The 18068-nt window shown below is 61.5% G+C and carries 17 protein-coding genes; 9 read left to right on the top strand and 8 right to left on the bottom strand.

Features of this window, described 5'->3' with window-relative positions; all coding sequences use genetic code 11:
• Positions 1 to 9: 9 nt before the first annotated feature.
• Together purE and H620_RS0102425 are read right to left on the bottom strand one after the other, a co-directional pair.
• Positions 10 to 501, bottom strand: coding sequence for a 5-(carboxyamino)imidazole ribonucleotide mutase (gene purE / locus H620_RS0102430; protein WP_027906658.1), 492 nt, complete (start codon positions 499 to 501; stop codon positions 10 to 12).
• Positions 502 to 715: 214 nt separating this feature from the next.
• Positions 716 to 1633, bottom strand: coding sequence for a LysR substrate-binding domain-containing protein (locus H620_RS0102425; RefSeq protein WP_023383068.1), 918 nt, complete (start codon positions 1631 to 1633; stop codon positions 716 to 718).
• Between the two features lie 181 nt (positions 1634 to 1814).
• Between H620_RS0102425 and aspA the strand changes: the two genes are divergently transcribed.
• Entirely contained in the window at positions 1815 to 3239 is a 1425-nt protein-coding gene (aspA, locus tag H620_RS0102420; protein ID WP_023383069.1) for an aspartate ammonia-lyase, read from the top strand.
• A 525-nt stretch (positions 3240 to 3764) separates the two neighbouring features.
• Here the strand turns inward: aspA and H620_RS26830 are convergent.
• Positions 3765 to 3980 carry a hypothetical protein gene (locus H620_RS26830; protein WP_148299942.1) on the bottom strand — a complete coding sequence of 72 codons (216 nt, stop codon included), beginning with the start codon at positions 3978 to 3980 and terminating at the stop codon, positions 3765 to 3767.
• Positions 3981 to 4023: 43 nt separating this feature from the next.
• Here H620_RS26830 and H620_RS0102410 point away from each other — a divergent pair, with 43 nt between their 5' ends.
• The 3 genes from H620_RS0102410 (at position 4024) to H620_RS0102400 (ending at position 7311) form a co-directional block, all read left to right on the top strand.
• Positions 4024 to 5016, top strand: a complete 993-nt coding sequence (locus tag H620_RS0102410) for an AraC family transcriptional regulator (protein ID WP_023383071.1) — start codon at positions 4024 to 4026, stop codon at positions 5014 to 5016.
• 148 nt (positions 5017 to 5164) lie between these two features.
• Positions 5165 to 6208: a histone deacetylase family protein gene (locus tag H620_RS0102405; protein ID WP_023383072.1), complete on the top strand. Its 1044-nt coding sequence runs from the start codon at positions 5165 to 5167 to the stop codon at positions 6206 to 6208.
• Entirely contained in the window at positions 6208 to 7311 is a 1104-nt protein-coding gene (locus tag H620_RS0102400) for a polyamine ABC transporter substrate-binding protein (RefSeq protein ID WP_023383073.1), read from the top strand. Before H620_RS0102405 ends, H620_RS0102400 begins: the two co-directional genes overlap by 1 nt.
• Before the next feature lie 139 nt (positions 7312 to 7450).
• Here the strand turns inward: H620_RS0102400 and pdxR are convergent, their stop codons facing one another.
• Positions 7451 to 8983, bottom strand: coding sequence for a MocR-like pyridoxine biosynthesis transcription factor PdxR (pdxR, locus tag H620_RS0102390; RefSeq protein ID WP_027906657.1), 1533 nt, complete (start codon positions 8981 to 8983; stop codon positions 7451 to 7453).
• Between the two features lie 90 nt (positions 8984 to 9073).
• On the opposite strand from pdxR, the gene H620_RS0102385 reads away from it, so the two are divergent.
• From H620_RS0102385 to H620_RS0102375, 3 genes are read left to right on the top strand one after another with little or no spacing between them, the layout of a single operon-like run.
• Positions 9074 to 9703, top strand: coding sequence for an FMN-binding negative transcriptional regulator (locus tag H620_RS0102385; protein ID WP_023383075.1), 630 nt, complete (start codon positions 9074 to 9076; stop codon positions 9701 to 9703).
• Positions 9704 to 9715: 12 nt separating this feature from the next.
• Entirely contained in the window at positions 9716 to 10162 is a 447-nt protein-coding gene (locus tag H620_RS0102380; protein ID WP_023383076.1) for a GNAT family N-acetyltransferase, read from the top strand.
• Between the two features lie 7 nt (positions 10163 to 10169).
• Entirely contained in the window at positions 10170 to 10841 is a 672-nt protein-coding gene (locus H620_RS0102375) for a GNAT family N-acetyltransferase (RefSeq protein ID WP_023383077.1), read from the top strand.
• Between the two features lie 91 nt (positions 10842 to 10932).
• Here H620_RS0102375 and oadA read toward each other — a convergent pair whose 3' ends face one another.
• Positions 10933 to 12741 carry a sodium-extruding oxaloacetate decarboxylase subunit alpha gene (oadA, locus tag H620_RS0102370; RefSeq protein ID WP_023383078.1) on the bottom strand — a complete coding sequence of 603 codons (1809 nt, stop codon included), beginning with the start codon at positions 12739 to 12741 and terminating at the stop codon, positions 10933 to 10935.
• Between the two features lie 11 nt (positions 12742 to 12752).
• Positions 12753 to 14168 carry an acetyl-CoA carboxylase biotin carboxylase subunit gene (locus H620_RS0102365; protein ID WP_023383079.1) on the bottom strand — a complete coding sequence of 472 codons (1416 nt, stop codon included), beginning with the start codon at positions 14166 to 14168 and terminating at the stop codon, positions 12753 to 12755.
• Positions 14169 to 14357: 189 nt separating this feature from the next.
• On the opposite strand from H620_RS0102365, the gene H620_RS0102360 reads away from it, so the two are divergent.
• Positions 14358 to 15320, top strand: a complete 963-nt coding sequence (locus H620_RS0102360) for a LysR family transcriptional regulator (protein ID WP_023383080.1) — start codon at positions 14358 to 14360, stop codon at positions 15318 to 15320.
• Here the strand turns inward: H620_RS0102360 and H620_RS27325 are convergent.
• Positions 15262 to 15480: a PA3496 family putative envelope integrity protein gene (locus H620_RS27325; RefSeq protein WP_081669616.1), complete on the bottom strand. Its 219-nt coding sequence runs from the start codon at positions 15478 to 15480 to the stop codon at positions 15262 to 15264. The genes H620_RS0102360 and H620_RS27325 overlap by 59 nt on opposite strands.
• Before the next feature lie 147 nt (positions 15481 to 15627).
• On the bottom strand, positions 15628 to 16494 hold the full coding sequence (gene hexR, locus H620_RS0102355; RefSeq protein WP_023383081.1) for a transcriptional regulator HexR: 867 nt from the start codon (positions 16492 to 16494) through the stop codon (positions 15628 to 15630).
• Between the two features lie 104 nt (positions 16495 to 16598).
• Here hexR and zwf point away from each other — a divergent pair, with 104 nt between their 5' ends.
• The gene (gene zwf / locus H620_RS0102350) at positions 16599 to 18041 is read left to right on the top strand and encodes a glucose-6-phosphate dehydrogenase (protein WP_023383082.1); all 1443 of its coding nucleotides are present in this window, start codon (positions 16599 to 16601) and stop codon (positions 18039 to 18041) included.
• Positions 18042 to 18068: the final 27 nt, after the last annotated feature.

Raw genomic sequence — 18068 nt, 5'->3', positions numbered from 1 at the left:
GGTTCAGCCTCAAGCCTGACGTGGATCTGGATTGTCCAGGACGGTCTCGGTCTGCTCTGTGCGGAACTGCTTGAGCACTGCATGGTACTGAGGGTACTTGGCGCCCAGGATGCTCGCCGACAGCAAAGCGGCGTTAACAGCTCCGGCGCGACCGATAGCCAAGGTAGCAACCGGTACGCCGGCAGGCATCTGCACGATCGACAGCAGCGAGTCCACGCCCGACAGCATCGACGACTGCACCGGTACGCCCAGCACCGGCAGGTGGGTCTTGGCCGCGCACATGCCTGGCAGGTGGGCTGCACCACCAGCACCGGCGATGATCACCTCGATACCACGCCCTTCGGCTTCTTCAGCGTACTGGAACAGCAAGTCCGGGGTGCGGTGGGCGGAAACCACCTTCACTTCATAGGGAATGCCGAGTTTTTCCAGCATATCGGCGGTGTGGCTAAGGGTGGACCAATCGGACTTGGAGCCCATGATCACGCCAACCAGTGCACTCATCGTCGAGCCTCTCCTGCAAGCGCCTTCAGGCGCGCTAAAAGCAACAAGCCACGCAGGTCGACCGGCGTGGCTTGTCATACGGATTCTGAATCGACCTAGCCGGCCGAAGGCGCGGGATTATAGCGTATAGCGAAGCAGCCCGCCCACCCCCACAAGCACATGTCGGATCAAAGGGCAAGCTGTCTCGCGGGACAACTTTTTACCCCCTAATGATTCAGAGTGCAGGGTCCGCCTGGTTACCGGCCGACTCCAGTTTGCGCCACAACAAACGCACGTTGGCCTTGCGCACCAGGGCGCAGCGGTACAAGCGTATTTCCAGCGGAACATGCCACTGGCTACCACCACAGACCACCAGTTCGCCCCGCTCCAGTTCACCCCGCATGGAAAGCCGCGGCACCCAGGCCACGCCCATTCCTTCCAGAGCCATGCTCTTGAGACTGTCGGCCATGGCCGTTTCGTAGACCGTGGTGTAGCGCAGGTTGCGTTGACGTAGCAGCAGGCTCACCGACCGCCCCAGGAAGGCGCCGGCACTGTAGGCAAGCAGCGGCACGCTGCTGTCACCATCGAGGTCGAACAAAGGCTTGCGATCTGCGCCCACCGCGCACACCGGCAGCATTTCCGTGGTGCCCATGTGCAGCGACGGGAAGATCTCGGCATCCATCTGCAGGGCGGCATCCGGGTCATAGAAAGCCAGCATCAGGTCGCAGCCACCCTCACGCAAGGCATGCACGGCATCCCCCACGTTGGTGGCGACCAGGCGCGTGGCGATGTTCAACCCATCGTTGCGTAACTGTGCCACCCAACGGGGGAAAAAGCCCGATGCCAAGGAGTGCGCCGCAGCCACCTGGATCACCTCACCCTGCCCACCTTCAAGATGATGTAAATGGCGGAGAACTTCGCTCAACTGGTCGACAACCGTGCGCGCCGTGACCAGAAAAAGCTGTCCTGCCTCAGTCAGCTCGATGGGCGTGCGGGAACGATTCACCAAGGTCAAGCCCAGGGCAGCTTCGAGGCTGCGGATACGACGGCTGAAGGCTGGCTGGGTGACGAAGCGGCGCTCTGCCGCCTGAGAAAAACTACGTGTGGCGGCCAGGGCACTGAAGTCTTCCAGCCACTTGCTTTCGAGGTTCATCGACTACTCCGCAAGGCGTGCACCAAAATGGAACACGCTCGATTGTCAATCGGCGTCACATCAAACCGTATGCCGTTTATGCATAGGTTAGCGTGCAACAGCATTGGCCGCAAAATCGCGGCAGCCCTAGGATTGGCGCCATTCCGGCATGTGCCGGGTCAAAATCGAGATGATATCCATCATGTCCTCCGCTGCATCGTTCCGCGTCGAAAAAGATCTGCTTGGTACCCTTGAAGTCCCTGCCGATGCCTACTACGGCATCCAGACCCTGCGCGCTGCCAACAACTTCCACCTCTCCGGTGTTCCGCTGTCGCACTACCCGAAGCTGGTCGTGGCCCTGGCCATGGTCAAGCAGGCCGCTGCCGACGCCAACCGTGAGCTGGGTCACCTGAGCGATGCCAAGCATGCTGCCATTACCGCAGCCTGCGCCCGCCTGATCAAAGGCGACTTCCACGACCAGTTCGTGGTGGACATGATCCAGGGTGGTGCTGGTACTTCCACCAACATGAACGCCAACGAAGTCATCGCCAACGTCGCACTGGAGGCCATGGGCCACCAGAAGGGTGAGTACCAGTACCTGCACCCGAACAACGACGTGAACATGGCTCAATCGACCAACGATGCCTACCCGACCGCGATCCGCCTGGGTCTGCTGCTGGGTCACGACGCCCTGCTGGCCAGCCTCGACAGCCTGATCCAGGCCTTCGCCGCCAAAGGCAAGGAATTCGACCACGTACTGAAGATGGGTCGTACCCAGCTGCAGGACGCCGTGCCGATGACCCTGGGCCAGGAATTCCGCGCCTTCGCCACCACCATGACCGAAGACCTGCAGCGCCTGCGCTCGCTGGCTCCGGAGCTGCTGACCGAAATCAACCTGGGCGGCACCGCCATCGGTACCGGCATCAACGCCGACCCTGGCTATCAGGCCCTGGCCGTGCAGCGCCTGGCGACCATCAGCGGCCAGCCGCTGGTACCGGCTGCCGACCTGATCGAAGCCACCTCCGACATGGGCGCCTTCGTGCTGTTCTCCGGCATGCTCAAGCGTACCGCGGTCAAGCTGTCGAAGATCTGCAACGACCTGCGCCTGCTGTCCAGCGGCCCACGCACCGGCATCAACGAGATCAACCTGCCGGCACGCCAGCCAGGCAGCTCGATCATGCCAGGCAAGGTCAACCCGGTTATCCCGGAAGCGGTGAACCAAGTCGCCTTCGCCATCATGGGCAACGACCTGGCGCTGACCGTCGCCGCCGAAGGTGGCCAGCTGCAGTTGAACGTGATGGAGCCGCTGATCGCCTACAAGATCTTCGACTCGATCCGCCTGCTGCAACGCGCCATGGACATGCTGCGCGAGCACTGCATCGTCGGCATTACCGCCAACGAACAGCGTTGCCGTGAACTGGTCGAGCACTCGATCGGCCTGGTCACCGCCCTGAACCCTTACATCGGCTACGAAAACGCCACCCGTATCGCCCGCGTTGCCCTGGAAACCGGCCGCGGCGTACTGGAACTGGTGCGCGAAGAACAGCTGCTGGACGAAGAGATGCTCAACGACATCCTGCGTCCGGAAAACATGATCGCTCCACGTCTGGTTCCGCTGAAGGCGTAACCGACCGCTTGAAACGTCTCACCAGGTCGAGGGACTAGACACCTCTCAACCTTTCAAGGGCCCTAGCGCACGCTTAGGGCCCTTTTTTTATATCAAATTCAACGGGTCGGACGGGTCGTCCTCAGCGTCGAGCATGGCGAGGATGTCACTGTGCTGTGAGTGCCTGGCTCGGGCTTGTAAATCACACCAGCCAATAAGAAAAGTTTGGCGGTAGCTCACTTACCTACGTGAACGTATTCGATTGCTCTTCAAAACAATTGGTCTGTAACCATGCTGCGGTCACCACAACGACTCGTTTCAAACAATATTTCATTTCACACCCCCTAGCGCCGAACGGCGCAAACCGTCGCATCCGCTGAAAATGCGTCTCGGGTGTTTCCTCCGGCCACGGTGGTAAGCGGGCAGCTCAGCCGGGGCCAAGCTGGCCAACCAACCCCAATTCTGCTGCGGCGTCGAACGGTCAGGCTCGGCCAAACTTGGCTCGCCAGGCATCACCCGGAATGCCACTGGGCCAGCATTAGACGATTAGGCGGCCGGCGTCTGGCTATGAAGCGCGCACCATCGGTCGCTGCCCAGGGCGGCCATCAACTCGCGGCGAGTGAATGCTTCGCCATCCAGCAGCACAATGACTTCACGCCCCTGGGCACGCTGCGGGGCCATCCACGGCCACACATCGAGGCCGTATTTGGCGTCGTACCCGTCTAATTCACTTCTATCGCCGTTGTTAAAGTGAAAAGGCACGCTAATTGCTCCAGAATCTGCCCAGCCCAACGGGATTCCGAGCATGCTGCACAGCCACCTCACCACCCTCAACGCGGTTTCGCTGATTCTCAACCTCTTCCAGGAAGAAGGTTGCGAGGCTGCGTCGCTGCTGGCCGGCAGTGGCATAGGCCCGGCAGACCTGGGGCATCCCGATGCGCGCATCACCACCCAGCAGGAGCTGCAGGTCTGCGCCAATGCTGTGGCTCGGCGCGAGGATATCGGCCTGGAATTGGGCCGGCGGATGCATGTGTCGTGCTATGGCATGCTCGGTTACGCCTTGCTCTCCAGTGCCACTTTGGGTGACGCCCTGCGCCTGGCGTTGCGCTACCCGGCACTGCTGGGAACAGTCTTCCAGCTGCGCCTGGTGGATGATGGCCAGCGCGTCTGGTTCAGTGCCAGCGACTACCGCGACAGCCCAGCGCTGGCGGCCTTCAATGCCGAGTTCTGCCTGGTGTCGCTGAAAGTCATCTGCGATGACCTGCTGGGACGCACACTGCCGCTGCTTGGTGCCCGCTTCGAACACCGTCGGCCCGTCTACCATGCGCTCTATACCGGTGCATTCCAGTGTCCGCTGGGTTTCGATGCCGAGGACAATGCCTTCGCCTTCGAGCGCCGCTGGCTAGACACGCCACTGCCACTGGCCGACCCCATCACGCACAAAGCCATGAGCGAGCGTTGCCGGCGCCTGAACCTGGAGTTCACCGGTCGCCAGGCCTGGCTCGGGCGCATTCGCCAATTACTGCTGCAACAGCTGGATGCCGCACCTGGGTTGGACGGCCTGGCGCGGCAGATGAACTGTTCATCGCGCACCCTGCGCCGGCACCTGCAAGCGCTGGGCTGCAGTTATCAACAACTGCTGGATGAGCTGCGCTTCGAGCGGGCCAAGCAGCTGCTGGCCGATGCGCAGATGCCGATCTACCGGATCGCCGAAACCCTGGGATTTAGCGAAACAGCGAGCTTTCGCCATGCGTTCCAGCGCTGGAGTGGTGTGGCGCCAAGTCATTATCGAGGCTGACGGGTCTTATCGCCGGCAAGTCGGCCCATGGGTCGTTGAACGGCCAACGAGCTTGGCCACATCTATCCCCTTTTGGCCGTTTGCGTCGTTCTCCACCCCAGGCCTGCCCATGACAATGGGCCTACGCCAGTAAAACCGGAGAACAACAATGCTGACGATCTATTCCGATGATCATCGCCTGCACCACGGCCGCTGCGAGCTGATCGACGGCAAGCTGATGCCTTGCTTCGAAATGCCATCGCGCGCCGATCATGTGCTCGAACGCGTGAAAAAGCGCAACCTCGGCGAGGTAAAAGGGCCGAGCGACTTTGGTCGTGCGCCATTGCAGCGCATCCACAGCGCCGAGTACCTGAACTTCTTCGAAGGTGCGTGGGCACGTTGGGCCGCATTGGGTCACGAGGGCGACTTGCTGCCCTTCACCTGGCCCGCCCGCACATTGCGCCAGGTCAAGCCCACTGGCCTGCATGGCGAACTGGGCTACTACAGCTTCGACGCTGGCGCCCCGATCACAGCCGGGACCTGGCAGGCGGCCTACAGCGCCGCCCAGGTAGCCCTGACCGCCCAGGCCGCCATCGTCGAAGGCGCACATTCCGCCTTCGCCCTGTGCCGTCCACCGGGGCACCACGCTGCCGCCGAAGTCATGGGCGGATATTGCTACCTGAACAATGCCGCCATCGCCGCCCAGGCCTTCCTCGATCAAGGCTATGGGAAGGTGGCGATCCTGGATGTCGACTACCACCACGGCAACGGCACCCAGGACATCTTCTACAGCCGCAACGATGTGTTCTTCGCCTCGATCCACGGCGACCCACAAGCGGAATTCCCGTTCTTCCTCGGCTACGCCGACGAAACCGGCGAGGGTGCGGGTGAAGGGTGCAACATCAACTATCCACTGCCGGCTGGCAGCGACTGGGCAGCCTGGAGCGCCGCATTGGAAGACGCCTGCCTACGCATCGCCAGCTATGACGCGGACGTGCTGGTGATCTCCCTTGGCGTGGACACTTTCAAGGACGATCCAATCTCCCAGTTCAAACTGGACAGCCCGGACTACCTGGAAATGGGCAAGCGCATCGCCGCCCTGGGCAAGCCGACCTTGTTCGTGATGGAAGGTGGCTACGCTGTGGAAGAAATCGGTATCAACGCAGTGAATGTGCTGGAAGGCTTCCAGCAAGCACAACCAGGAGCCCGGTAATGGTCCGACTCAAGCGTCTGCTCGCCCCGCTCATCGCCGCCACGCTGTTCACCGGCGCCCTCAATGCCCAGGCCGAACAGCGTACCCTGCGCGTATACAACTGGTTCGACTACATCACGCCACAGACCTTGACCGACTTCCAGAAGGACAGTGGCGTCAAACTGATCTACGACATCTTCGACACCAACGAAGCGCTCGAGGCCAAGTTGCTTACCGGTAACTCCGGTTATGACGTCGTAGTACCGTCCAACGTGTTCCTGGCCAAGCAGATCGAAGCGGGCGTGTTCCAGCCGCTGGATCGCGCCAAGCTGCCGAATTGGCAACACTTGGACCCTGCGCTGATGAAGCTGATCGAAGCCAACGACCCTGGCAACAAGTTCGCCGTGCCCTACATGTACGGCACCGTGCTCATCGGTTTCAACCCGGACAAGGTCAAGGCGGCGCTGGGCGACAAAGCACCTGTGGACAGCTGGGACCTGATCTTCAAGGAAGAGAACATCGCCAAGCTCAAGCAGTGCGGTGTCGCACTGCTCGACTCGCCATCAGAGATTCTACCGCTGGCTCTGCAGTACCTCGGCCTGGACCCCAACAGCGGCAAACCTGACGACTACAAGAAAGCCGAAGCCTTGCTGCTCAAGATCCGCCCGCACATCACCTACTTCCATTCCTCGAAGTACATGGCGGACATCGCCAACGGCGATATCTGCGTCGCAGTGGGCTATTCGGGCAGCTTCTCCCAGGCCGCCAACCGCGCCCGCGATGCCAAGAATGGTGTGGTGGTCGATATGCGCCTGCCCAAGGAAGGCGCGCCGATCTGGTTCGACATGCTGGCGATTCCGAAGAATGCGGCTAACCCGGAAGATGCCCACACGTTCATCAATTACCTGCTGCGCCCAGAGGTGATTGCGCCGATTAGCGACTTCGTCGGGTATCCAAACCCGAACAAGGATGCCACCGAAAAAGTGAGCCCGGCTATTCGCAACAACCCCAACCTGTACCCGACAGCGGAGGCGATGACCAAGCTGTATACCCTCAAGCCGTTGCCACGGGATGCGGAGCGGGCACGCACGCGGGCTTGGACACGGATCAAGTCAGGCACCTGAGTCGCTCACTTCGCGGGCAAAGCCGCTCCCCGTAAGGGTATGCCCCCAAGGAAGTGGACCCAAATCCAACCCTCGGGGGCGATATCCTTGAACACCCGTGCCTGTGGGAGCGGATACGCCCGCGAAGTGGCCATCAGCGTCACCGTTGCTTCCATGCCTTGCGCAAGCGCATCAACGCCTCGGCGATCTCCCCTTCTGGCACCGCCGCAAACCCAAGAACCAACCCAGCGCGTTTATCCACAGGCACCTCGCTGTCCTCAAGCCAATAACTGCTCAGCGGATTGACCTCGACCCCCACCGCCTCAGCCTTGGCTACCAGTTCCTGCTCCCGGGCATGGTTATCCACATCTACCTTCACATGAAGCCCAGCCTCGACTTCCGGCATTTCGCCTAGCCCGGGAACATCCACCGGCCATCCCGCCTTGAGCACGTTGCGGCGGCTCAACGCTGCCCGGCGCATGCGCCGGATATGCCGCTGAAAGTGCCCCTGGGCCATGAACTCGGCCATTACGCACTGCGAGCCCACTTCCGAATGCCGCACCGCCAGCGCGCGGCCCTGGCTGAAGGCCTCCGCCAGGCGCGCAGGCAATACCAGATACCCCAGGCGCAAGGCCGGGAAGGCAATCTTGCCGAAGGTACCCACGTACAACACGCGCCCCTGCTGATCGAGGGCGGCCAAGGGTGCCAATGGCGCGCCGCTGTAGCGATACTCGCCGTCATAGTCGTCTTCGACGATCCAGCCCTCGTTGCGTTCGGCCCAGTCCAGCAACGCCAGGCGTCTCGCCAGGCTCATGGTTACCCCCGTGGGGTACTGATGAGCGGGCGTCACATAGGCCAACCGGCAGTCCGTCACCTGCGCCAGTCGTTGGCAGTCCATGCCCTGCTCGTCCACCGCTACCCCAATCACCCTGGCCCCTGCAATGGCGAAGGCGTGACCTGCTGCCCGGTAGCCTGGGTTTTCCACAGCCACCTTGTCGCCGGGCTGCAGCAGCAACTGTGCACAAAGGCTGATGGCCTGCTGCGCGCCATGGGTGATCACAATTTGCTCAGCCGTGCACGAAAGTCCTCGGGAACGACGCATATAGGCCGCTACCAGCTCTCGCAAAGCTCGCTCGCCTGCGGGGTCCCCATAGCCGAGTCGCGCGGGATCCGGATTTCTCCAGAAACCCGCTTGCAGCTTGGCCCAGACCTCGAACGGGAAAAGGTCGAACGCGGGAATGCCCACCCGAAATGCCCGTGGCGCGCCACTTTTTGGTGGTGGTAAATGGTTATTTTTCAGACGCTCAAGCGGCTCGCTGGAACGCTCTCGGCTGGATATATCCTCAGTGTTTTTCGATGAAAATGTGGATAACTCTGTTGATAAACCCCGGGATAACCCTGTGGATAGTTGTGTGGATAGTTTTGGCAGCCGACTGACATAGGTGCCATCGCCAACCCGGCTTTCGATGTAGCCCTCGGCATACAACTGGTCATACGCGCGGATCACGCTGTTGCGGGACAACGCCAGTATGGCGGCCAGGTCGCGGGTTGCTGGCAAACGTGTACCACTGCTGAGCCGGCCATCGAGCACCCGTGCCCGCAGTGCCTGATACAGCTGTTGACTGAGGCCTCGGCGGCGGTCGAGGACGATGCCGGCAGGGTCGAATGGCAATACGAGAGGACGCTCGCTCATGGAATTGGACCTATGAAATCAGCCGTTAATGGCTCTTACTCGGTGCCAATAGCCTGCCTAGGATGGAGTGATTCGACAAGGAACCTCGCCATGTACAACAGCAAGCCTCATCAGGAACATGATCTCCAGCGCCTGCACCAGCACATGCTCGATACACGCCTTGCCGTGCTGGTCAGCCATGGCGAGCACGGCCTGCTGGCCAGCCACCTACCCGTGCTTGTCGAGCCAAGCGAAGGCGAGTTCGGCACCGTCTATGCTCACCTTGCCCGAGCCAATCGCCAATGGCAGGACCTGCAGCACGGCAGCGAGGCAATGCTGGTATTCCCAGGAGCGGACGCTTATGTCAGCCCCAGCTACTACCCCAGCAAAGCCGACAACCCCAAGGTCGTGCCAACGTGGAACTACCTGGCGGTTCATGCCTATGGCTCGGTCGACGTCATCCACGATGCCACCCCTTTGCTGGACATCGTCAGCCGCCTGACCGACCGCCACGAGCAAGGCCGTAACCTGCCATGGAGCGTGACGGACGCTCCCACCGACTACGTGGACGGCATGCTCCGCGCCATTGTCGGCATCCGCATGCCCATTGCCCGCCTGCAGGGAGCACGCAAGCTCAGCCAGAACCGCTCGGAGCAGGACATCGCTGGCGTGCGCGAAGGCCTCAGCGCCAGCGCCGACCACCTGGACAATCAACTCGCGGCGCACATGCGCCAACTCTGAAGGAAAAGCCCCATGACCTGCGTCACCCTGCGCCCCGTCCGCGCCGAAGACCACGCCGCCTGGCTCGCCCTGTGGCAAGCCTACCTGCGCTTTTATGAAACCGAACTGGCAGAGGAGGTCAGCGTCAGCACCTGGCAGCGCCTGCTCGACCCGAACGAGCCTACCCATTCGGCGCTGGCCTGGGTCGATGGCGAGGCGGTCGGGATGGTCAACTGGATCTATCATCGTTCCAACTGGAGCATCGAGAATTCCTGCTACCTGCAGGACTTGTACGTGGACAGCAAGCAACGGGGCCTGGGCATCGGCCGCCAGCTGATCGAACACGTTTATGCCACGGCCAAGGCCGCTGGCTGCATCAAGGTGCACTGGCTGACTCACGAGACCAACGCCACCGCCATCAGCCTGTACGAGCAGGTTGCCGAGCGCCCTGGCTTCATCCAATTCCGCAAAGGGCTGTAGGCTGAGCATGACTGACGCATTGAACTGGAAACCTGCATCTACGCCTACGGCAGAACCCATCGAAGGCCGTTTCATCCGCCTGGAAAAGCTCGACCCAGCGCGCCATGGCGACGACCTCTGGGAGGTGCTGCAAGGCCCAGCCTCGGACCCGCGGCTATGGGACTACCTGCCTTACGGACCCTTCACCGAGCGCGCCACCTTCGACCGCTGGCTAGACAGCAACGCTGCGGGGCGTGACCCGCTCTACTATGCCGTCATCGACCGCCGCAGCGGACAGGCGCAGGGCATCCTGAGCCTGATGTCGATCGTGCCCGATCATGGCCGCATCGAGATCGGTCATATCGCCTTCGGCGCCGCCATGCAGCGCACGCCAAAGAGCACCGAGGCGGTGTACCTGCTAGGCAAGCTGAGCTTCGAGCTGGGCAACCGCCGCCTGGAATGGAAGTGCAATAACGCCAACGCTCGCTCCAAGCGGGCTGCAGAGCGATTCGGCTTCCAGTTCGAGGGCGTGTTCCGCAAGCACCTGGTGGTCAAGGATCGTAACCGCGACACGGCCTGGTATTCGATTACCGATGATGAGTGGCCGCGAGTGGCCGCGGGGTTCGAGCAGTGGTTGAGTGCTGACAACCAGCGTCCCGAGGGCCAGATCAAGACACTCGAGGCGTGCCGCAACGGCTGATGGTGGTACTGGACCGACTTGCCGGCGTCCAGGCAAAAAAAGGGGAGCACCCGCTCCCCAGAGGTTAACCGCTTGTAGATGAGGGCGTATCTCAGCCCTCGATCTCGATCAGGATCTCACCCGGCGTCACACGGTCGCCCTTGGCCACATGGATAGCCACGACCTTGCCGGCGATCGCCGCCTGCACTTCGGTCTCCATCTTCATGGCCTCGGTGATCAGCACCGCTTGGCCGGCCTTGACCACAACGCCTTCCGTGACCAGTACATCGACGATGTTGCCTGGCATGGTCGTGCTGATGTGGCCCGGCGCGCTGGCCTGCTTGCGCTTGCTGCCGCCACCGCTGACGAACTCGTTGAGCGGCTCGAACACCACTTCCTCCGGCATGCCGTCGATCGACAGGTAGAAGTGACGCTTGCCTTCGGCCTTGACCCCCACACCGGTGATGTCGACGCGGTAGGTTTCGCCATGCACGTCGATGACGAACTCGGTCGGCACGCCTTCTCCGCCTGGCGCCGCCGCTGCGCCGGCTTCCGGAATCGGCAGCAGGGCTTCGGGGACCAAGGTGCCGGCTTCACGCTCTTCGAGGAACTTGCGGCCGATGTCCGGGAACATGGCGTAGGTCAGCACGTCTTCCTCGCAGCGCGCCAGGGCGCCGATATCGGCGCGCAGCTTGGCCATTTCCGGCTTCAGCAGGTCGGCCGGACGCACGTCGATCACTTCTTCGCTACCGATGGCCTGGCGACGCAGTTGCTCGTTCACCACGCCTGGCGCTTTGCCGTAACCGCCTTGCAGGTACAGCTTCACTTCGTTGGTGATGGTCTTGTAGCGCTCGCCAGCCAGCACGTTGAAGAACGCCTGGGTGCCGACGATCTGCGAAGTCGGGGTGACCAGCGGCGGGAAGCCAAGGTCTTCGCGAACACGCGGGATCTCGGCCAGCACCTCGTTCATGCGGTTCAGAGCGCCCTGCTCCTTGAGCTGGTTGGCCAGGTTGGAAATCATGCCACCGGGTACCTGGTTCACCTGCACGCGGGTGTCCACGGCGGTGAATTCACTTTCGAACTGATGGTACTTCTTGCGCACGGCATAGAAGTACAGGCCGATTTCCTGCAGCAGTTCCAGGTCCAGGCCGGTGTCGAACTCGCTGCCCTTGAGCGCGGCGACCATCGACTCGGTACCCGGGTGGCTGGTGCCCCAGGCGAAGCTGGAGATGGCGGTGTCGATGTGGTCGGCACCGTTTTCCACCGCCTTGAGCTGGCACATGGCTGCCAGGCCGGCAGTGTCATGGGAGTGGATGAACACCGGCAGCGACTGCTCAGCTTTCAGCGCCTTGACCAGTTCGCCGGTGGCGTAGGGAGTCAGCAGGCCGGCCATGTCCTTGATCGCCACCGAGTCGCAACCCATGGCTTCCATCTGCTTGGCCTGGGCGACGAACGCATCGATGGTGTGTACCGGGCTGGTGGTGTAGGCAATGGTGCCCTGGGCATGCTTGCCCGCAGCCTTGACCGCCTCGATGGCCACACGCAGGTTACGCACGTCGTTCATGGCGTCGAAGATACGGAACACGTCGATGCCGTTGACAGCAGCCTTGGCCACGAAAGCCTTGACCACATCATCGCTGTAGTGACGATAGCCCAGTAGGTTCTGGCCGCGCAGCAGCATTTGCAGGCGGGTGTTGGGCAGCGCAGCGCGCAGCTTGCGCAGGCGTTCCCACGGGTCTTCCTTGAGGAAGCGCACGCAGGCATCGAAGGTGGCACCGCCCCAGACTTCCAGCGACCAGTAGCCGACTTTGTCGAGCTTGTCGCAGATCGGCAGCATGTCTTCGGTGCGCATGCGGGTAGCCAGCAGGGACTGGTGGGCGTCGCGCAGGATCGTGTCGGTTACGTGAATTTTCTTGGACATTATGGAATTCCTCACAGGCCTGCGTGGGCGGCGATGGCGGCAGCGATGGCCAGGGCCAGCTCTTCGGGTTTGCGCTTGATCGAGTAGTTGGTCAGTTCAGGATGGCTTTCGACGAAGCTGGTGTTGAACTGGCCGCTACGGAATTCTGGGTTGCGCAGAATTTCCTGGTAGTACGCGGCGGTGGTTTTCACCCCTTGCACGCGCATGTCGTCCAGAGCCCGCAGGCCGCGGTCCATGGCCTCTTCCCAGGTAAGCGCCCAGACCACCAGCTTCAGACACATCGAGTCGTAGAACGGCGGAATGGTGTAGCCGGTATAGATCGCCGTATCGGTGCGCACGCCCGGGCCGCCGGGAGCGTAGTAACGGGTGATCTTGCCGAAGCTTGGGAGGAAGTTGTTCTTCGGATCTTCAGCGTTGATACGGAACTGCAACGCGTAGCCGCGGTGCTGGATGTCTTCCTGCTTGACCGACAGTGGCAGGCCAGAGGCAATGCGGATCTGTTCACGGACGATGTCGATGCCGGTGATTTCCTCGGTGATGGTGTGTTCCACCTGCACCCGGGTGTTCATCTCCATGAAGTACACCTCGCCATCGGCGAGCAGGAACTCCACGGTACCGGCGTTCTCGTAATTCACTGCCTTGGCCGCACGCACCGCCAGGTCGCCGATGTAGGCGCGCTGCTCGGGGGTCAGCTGTGGGCTTGGGGCAATTTCGATGAGCTTCTGGTTACGGCGCTGGATCGAGCAGTCGCGCTCGAACAGGTGCACCACATTGCCGAAGCTGTCACCGAGGATTTGCGCTTCGATGTGCTTGGGGTTGACGATGCACTTCTCCAGGAACACTTCAGCCGAACCAAATGCCTTGGTGGCCTCGGAAATGACCCGGGGGAAGTTCTGTTCCAGTTCTTCACGGCTGTTGCAACGGCGAATGCCGCGGCCGCCACCGCCGGAGGTGGCCTTGAGCATCACCGGGTAACCGATGCGGTCGCCTTCGCTCAGGGCTTCGTGGATATCGGCAACGTTGCCTTCGGTGCCAGGGGTCACCGGAACGCCAGCGGCGATCATGGTACGGCGCGCTTCGGTCTTGTCGCCCATACGGCGAATGACGTCGGCAGCCGGCCCAATGAACTTGATGCCGCGCTCAGCGCAGATCTCTGCCAGTTCAGCGTTTTCCGACAGGAAACCGTAACCGGGGTGCAACGCATCGCAGCCGGTTTCCACAGCCAGGTTCACCAGCTTGCGCGGGTTCAGGTAACCGGCCAGCGGCTCGGCACCAATGCTGTAGGCCTCATCGGCACGCTTGACGTGCAAGGCATGACGGTCGGCGTCGGAATAGATCGCCACCGAGCGAATGCCCATCTCGGCGCAAGCACGCACGATCCGAACTGCGATTTCACCTCGGTTGGCGATCAGGATTTTTTTTATCACTGGAGTCTTCCCAAAGCCGTAGGAACAGACGAGCCGGTTCTACCGGTCGGCGCGTGACCAGACGTTGATGGCCAGTCGCGTATTCACCCTAGCGCCGAAGGTCGATAAACAAAAATCAATATTTGTTAGAGGCTGTATTAGCAAAAGCTTATAGTGCAGTTACAAGGTTTTGCAGGAGCCCGGATAAAAATGCGTAAGTCCTTGATGCGTATGACATTGCGTCAGCTGCAGATCTTCAACGAGGTGTGCGATTTGCGCTCGTACAGCCGGGCTGCGGAAGAAATGGCGTTGACGCAACCCGCCGTTAGTCTACAGATTCGGCAGCTCGAAGAGCTGATCGGCCAACCGCTGTTCGAGTATGTCGGCAAGAAGCTCTACCTGACCGAGGCGGCTGAAGCTTTGCAGCGCGCCAGCCGGGATATCTTCGGTCGCCTGGAAAGCCTCGACATGCAACTGTCGGACATGCAGGGCTCATTGCAGGGGCAGCTGAAGCTGGCGATCGAGTCCAGTGCCAAATACTTCGTGCCACACCTGTTCGCCGCCTTCAAGCAGCGTCACCCGGAGGTCAACCTGACCCTGACGGTGGTCAACCGCGCCCAGGCCATCCGGCGCCTTTCGGACAACCGCGATGACCTGATCATCATGTCGATGGTGCCCCAGGACATGGGCTTGGAGTTTCTGCCATTCCTCAACAACCCGATCGTTGCCGTAGCGCCTCCGGACCACCCGTTGTGCAAGCTCGAACACTTGCGCCTGCAAGATCTTGAGCCTCATACCCTGCTCGTGCGGGAACAGGGTTCCGGCACGCGCAAGGCTTGCGAGGAGTACTTCAAGGACAAGCGCGTGCACTTCACCCAGACCTTGGAGGTGGCCTCGGCCGATGCCCAGCGCGAATGTGTGATCGCCGGGCTTGGCATTGCCCTGCTGACCCGCCATGCGCTGAACCTGGAGCTCGCCACTGGGGTGCTCAAAGAGCTGCCGGTCGAAGAGCTGCCCCTGTATCGCAGCTGGTGCGTGGTGCAGTCCAAGGCCAAGCGACAGTCGCCGGTGGCCTTGGCGTTTCTGGCGTTCATCCGCAGCGAACGTGCTTTGATCAGTGCGCTTGTTGAGCGTTTTTCGGGGAAGCTGCCGACGATGCCCGCCACACCGTGAGCGCTTGTAGCTCAGGGTAGTCCGCCAGGTCGCGGAGCAATTGACGTTGGTCGCAGTAGCTTTCGATCGCGCGTCGATATTCCATGCGACGCTGATCTTTTTCCTGCTGCTTGCGAGCCTTGGCGCTGGGTTGGTACGTACCGTCGTAGTCACGAGCCATTGCCTGTCTCCCAGATTAAGATGCGGGAGCTTCAGCGTGACGTTGGCGGTTTACGGTTTGGCTGTGAAACGGTGACAAAATGGTGAAATTTGGTCGTTTGGGTACCGGAGCATCGCCGGCAAGCCGACGCCTGCAGTGCCTGCCCGGTCAGTCGTCCATCGCCTTGATCGACTTCGGCGACAACCGCAGGCTGCGCAGACTGCGCTTCACGCTCTTCAGGTGGTTGACCAGGCTTGGCCCGCGCGCCATGGCTACGCCCATGGCCAGCACGTCGATCACGACCAGGTGGGCGATACGCGAGGTCAGCGGCGTATAGATTTCCGTGTCCTCGTGCACATCGATCGCCAGGTTCACCGTGGACAGCTCCGCCAATGGCGTCTGGCTTGGGCACAGGGTAATCAGGTTGGCACCGCTCTCACGCACCAGGTTGGCGGTGATCAGCAAGTCCTTTGAGCGCCCGGATTGCGAGATGCAGACCGCAACATCACCAGGTTTCAAGGTGACGGCAGACATCGCCTGCATGTGCGGGTCGGAGTACGCCGCGGCGCTGAGCAACAGACGGAAGAACTTGTGCTGGGCATCGGCGGCCACCGCACCCGAGGCACCGAACCCATAGAACTCCACGCGCTGCGCCTGCGCCATGGCGCTCACCGCCTGCTGCAACGCCTGAGGGTCGAGGTGTTCGCGCACTTCCATGAGGGTGTGCAGCGTGGTGTCGAAAATTTTCAGGCTGTAGTCGGCGACCGAGTCATCCTCGTGGATCGCGAACTGGCCGAAACTGGCACCGGCCGCCAGGCTCTGCGCCAACTTCAACTTGAGGTCTTGGAAACCCGAGCAGCCAATCGCACGGCAGAAGCGCACGATGGTAGGTTCGCTGATACCCACGCTGTGAGCCAGGTCGGCCATCGAGCTGTGCATGACTGCAGCCGGATCAAGCAGCACATGGTCAGCCACTTTCAGTTCCGATTTGCGCAGCAGGTGGCGCGATTGAGCGATATGTTGCAACAGATTCACAGGCTGGACTCGGTTATGATCGGCTGGCCGGGATGTAGCTTTCTTGTAGTTATACTACATGCACGCCAACCCGCCCAGTTAAACGAACGTGGAGAGTGGTGGTTTTGACTATTCCTTGCGACATTCTGGTTTTCGGTGGCACTGGCGATCTGGCCCTGCACAAGCTGCTGCCGGCGCTCTACCACCTGTATCGCGAGGCTCGCCTGAATAATGCCGTGCGCATCATTGCGCTGGCCCGGCGCAACCTGCCACACAACGACTATGTGAAGCTCGCCGAACGCCATTGCCGGGCACAGATCGCCCGCAACGATTTCGACGAAGAAGTGTGGCGGCGTTTTTCCGCACGCCTGGACTACTTCGCCATGGATGCTTCGCAAAGCGCGGACTTCGGGCGCCTGGCCCGCTACCTTGGCGAACCCGGTGGGCTTACCCGCATCTACTACCTGGCCACCGCGCCCAACCTGTTCGTGCCGATCGTCAACCACCTGCGCATCGCCGGCCTGGCTGACAGCGAAGCCCGCATCGTGCTGGAAAAGCCCATTGGCCATTCGCTGGAATCGGCCACCGCCATCAACGAAGCCATTGGCGCGGTGTTCGACGAGTCCCACGTGTTCCGGATCGATCACTACCTGGGCAAGGAGACCGTGCAAAACCTGATGGCCCTGCGTTTCGCCAACGCCCTGCTGGAGCCGGTATGGCGCAATGGCCAGGTCGACCATGTGCAAATCAGTGTCTGTGAAACACTGGGCGTCGAGAATCGTGGTGCCTATTACGACCGTGCTGGCGCGACCCGAGACATGCTGCAGAACCACCTGCTGCAGCTGTTGTGCCTGGTGGCCATGGAACCGCCTGCCCAATTCGAAGCCGAGGCGGTGCGTGATGAGAAAGTGAAGATCCTTCGAGCCCTCAAACCGATTACCGGCCAAGACGTGCAGGACAAGACCGTGCGCGGTCAGTACGGCGCTGGACGCATTGGTGGCCAGGAAGTGCCGGCGTACTACTTCGAAAAAGATGTCGACAACGACAGCGATACGGAGACTTTCGTCGCCGTTCAGGCTCATATCGAAAACTGGCGCTGGGCGGGCGTACCGTTTTACTTGCGCACCGGCAAGCGAATGGCAAGGCGCTCCTCGCAAATCGTCATCCAATTCAAACCAGTACCCCATGAGCTGTTCAACGGCGGCCAGGCCAACCAGCTCCTGATACAGCTGCAACCGGACGAACGCATCAGCCTGCGCATGATGACCAAGACCCCCGGCAAGGGCATGCGCCTGGAACCGGTCGACCTGGATCTGAACCTTGCCCAGGTGTTTGGCCAGACCCGGCGCTGGGAAGCTTACGAGCGCTTGCTGCTGGACGTGCTCGAAGGCGATTCGACCTTGTTCATGCGGCGCGACGAGGTCGAAGCGGCCTGGGCCTGGATCGACCCGATCATCAAGGGCTGGGAGGAGCATTTCCAAGCGCCACGCCACTACCCGGCGGGCACCAACGGCCCCGAGCAGGCCAATAGCCTGCTGGCCCATCAGGGACGGGCGTGGCACAGCTGAACTCAAGTTACCGCGCGACGCCAGGTG

It is taken from the genome of Pseudomonas taiwanensis DSM 21245, assembly GCF_000425785.1.
GTDB lineage: Bacteria > Pseudomonadota > Gammaproteobacteria > Pseudomonadales > Pseudomonadaceae > Aquipseudomonas > Aquipseudomonas taiwanensis.
The sequence above is the reverse complement of the archived record's forward strand: the minus strand, read 5'-3'. Positions and strand labels throughout refer to the sequence as shown.

What these genes read in the sequence shown, in the direction of transcription:
- purE (WP_027906658.1), bottom strand. Translation starts at nt 501, where the DNA reads ATGAGTGCACTGGTTGGCGTGATCATGGGCTCCAAGTCCGATTGGTCC.
- H620_RS0102425 (WP_023383068.1), bottom strand. Translation starts at nt 1,633, where the DNA reads ATGAACCTCGAAAGCAAGTGGCTGGAAGACTTCAGTGCCCTGGCCGCC.
- aspA (WP_023383069.1), top strand. Translation starts at nt 1,815, where the DNA reads ATGTCCTCCGCTGCATCGTTCCGCGTCGAAAAAGATCTGCTTGGTACC.
- H620_RS0102410 (WP_023383071.1), top strand. Translation starts at nt 4,024, where the DNA reads ATGCTGCACAGCCACCTCACCACCCTCAACGCGGTTTCGCTGATTCTC.
- H620_RS0102405 (WP_023383072.1), top strand. Translation starts at nt 5,165, where the DNA reads ATGCTGACGATCTATTCCGATGATCATCGCCTGCACCACGGCCGCTGC.
- H620_RS0102400 (WP_023383073.1), top strand. Translation starts at nt 6,208, where the DNA reads ATGGTCCGACTCAAGCGTCTGCTCGCCCCGCTCATCGCCGCCACGCTG.
- pdxR (WP_027906657.1), bottom strand. Translation starts at nt 8,983, where the DNA reads ATGAGCGAGCGTCCTCTCGTATTGCCATTCGACCCTGCCGGCATCGTC.
- H620_RS0102385 (WP_023383075.1), top strand. Translation starts at nt 9,074, where the DNA reads ATGTACAACAGCAAGCCTCATCAGGAACATGATCTCCAGCGCCTGCAC.
- H620_RS0102380 (WP_023383076.1), top strand. Translation starts at nt 9,716, where the DNA reads ATGACCTGCGTCACCCTGCGCCCCGTCCGCGCCGAAGACCACGCCGCC.
- H620_RS0102375 (WP_023383077.1), top strand. Translation starts at nt 10,170, where the DNA reads ATGACTGACGCATTGAACTGGAAACCTGCATCTACGCCTACGGCAGAA.
- oadA (WP_023383078.1), bottom strand. Translation starts at nt 12,741, where the DNA reads ATGTCCAAGAAAATTCACGTAACCGACACGATCCTGCGCGACGCCCAC.
- H620_RS0102360 (WP_023383080.1), top strand. Translation starts at nt 14,358, where the DNA reads ATGCGTAAGTCCTTGATGCGTATGACATTGCGTCAGCTGCAGATCTTC.
- H620_RS27325 (WP_081669616.1), bottom strand. Translation starts at nt 15,480, where the DNA reads ATGGCTCGTGACTACGACGGTACGTACCAACCCAGCGCCAAGGCTCGC.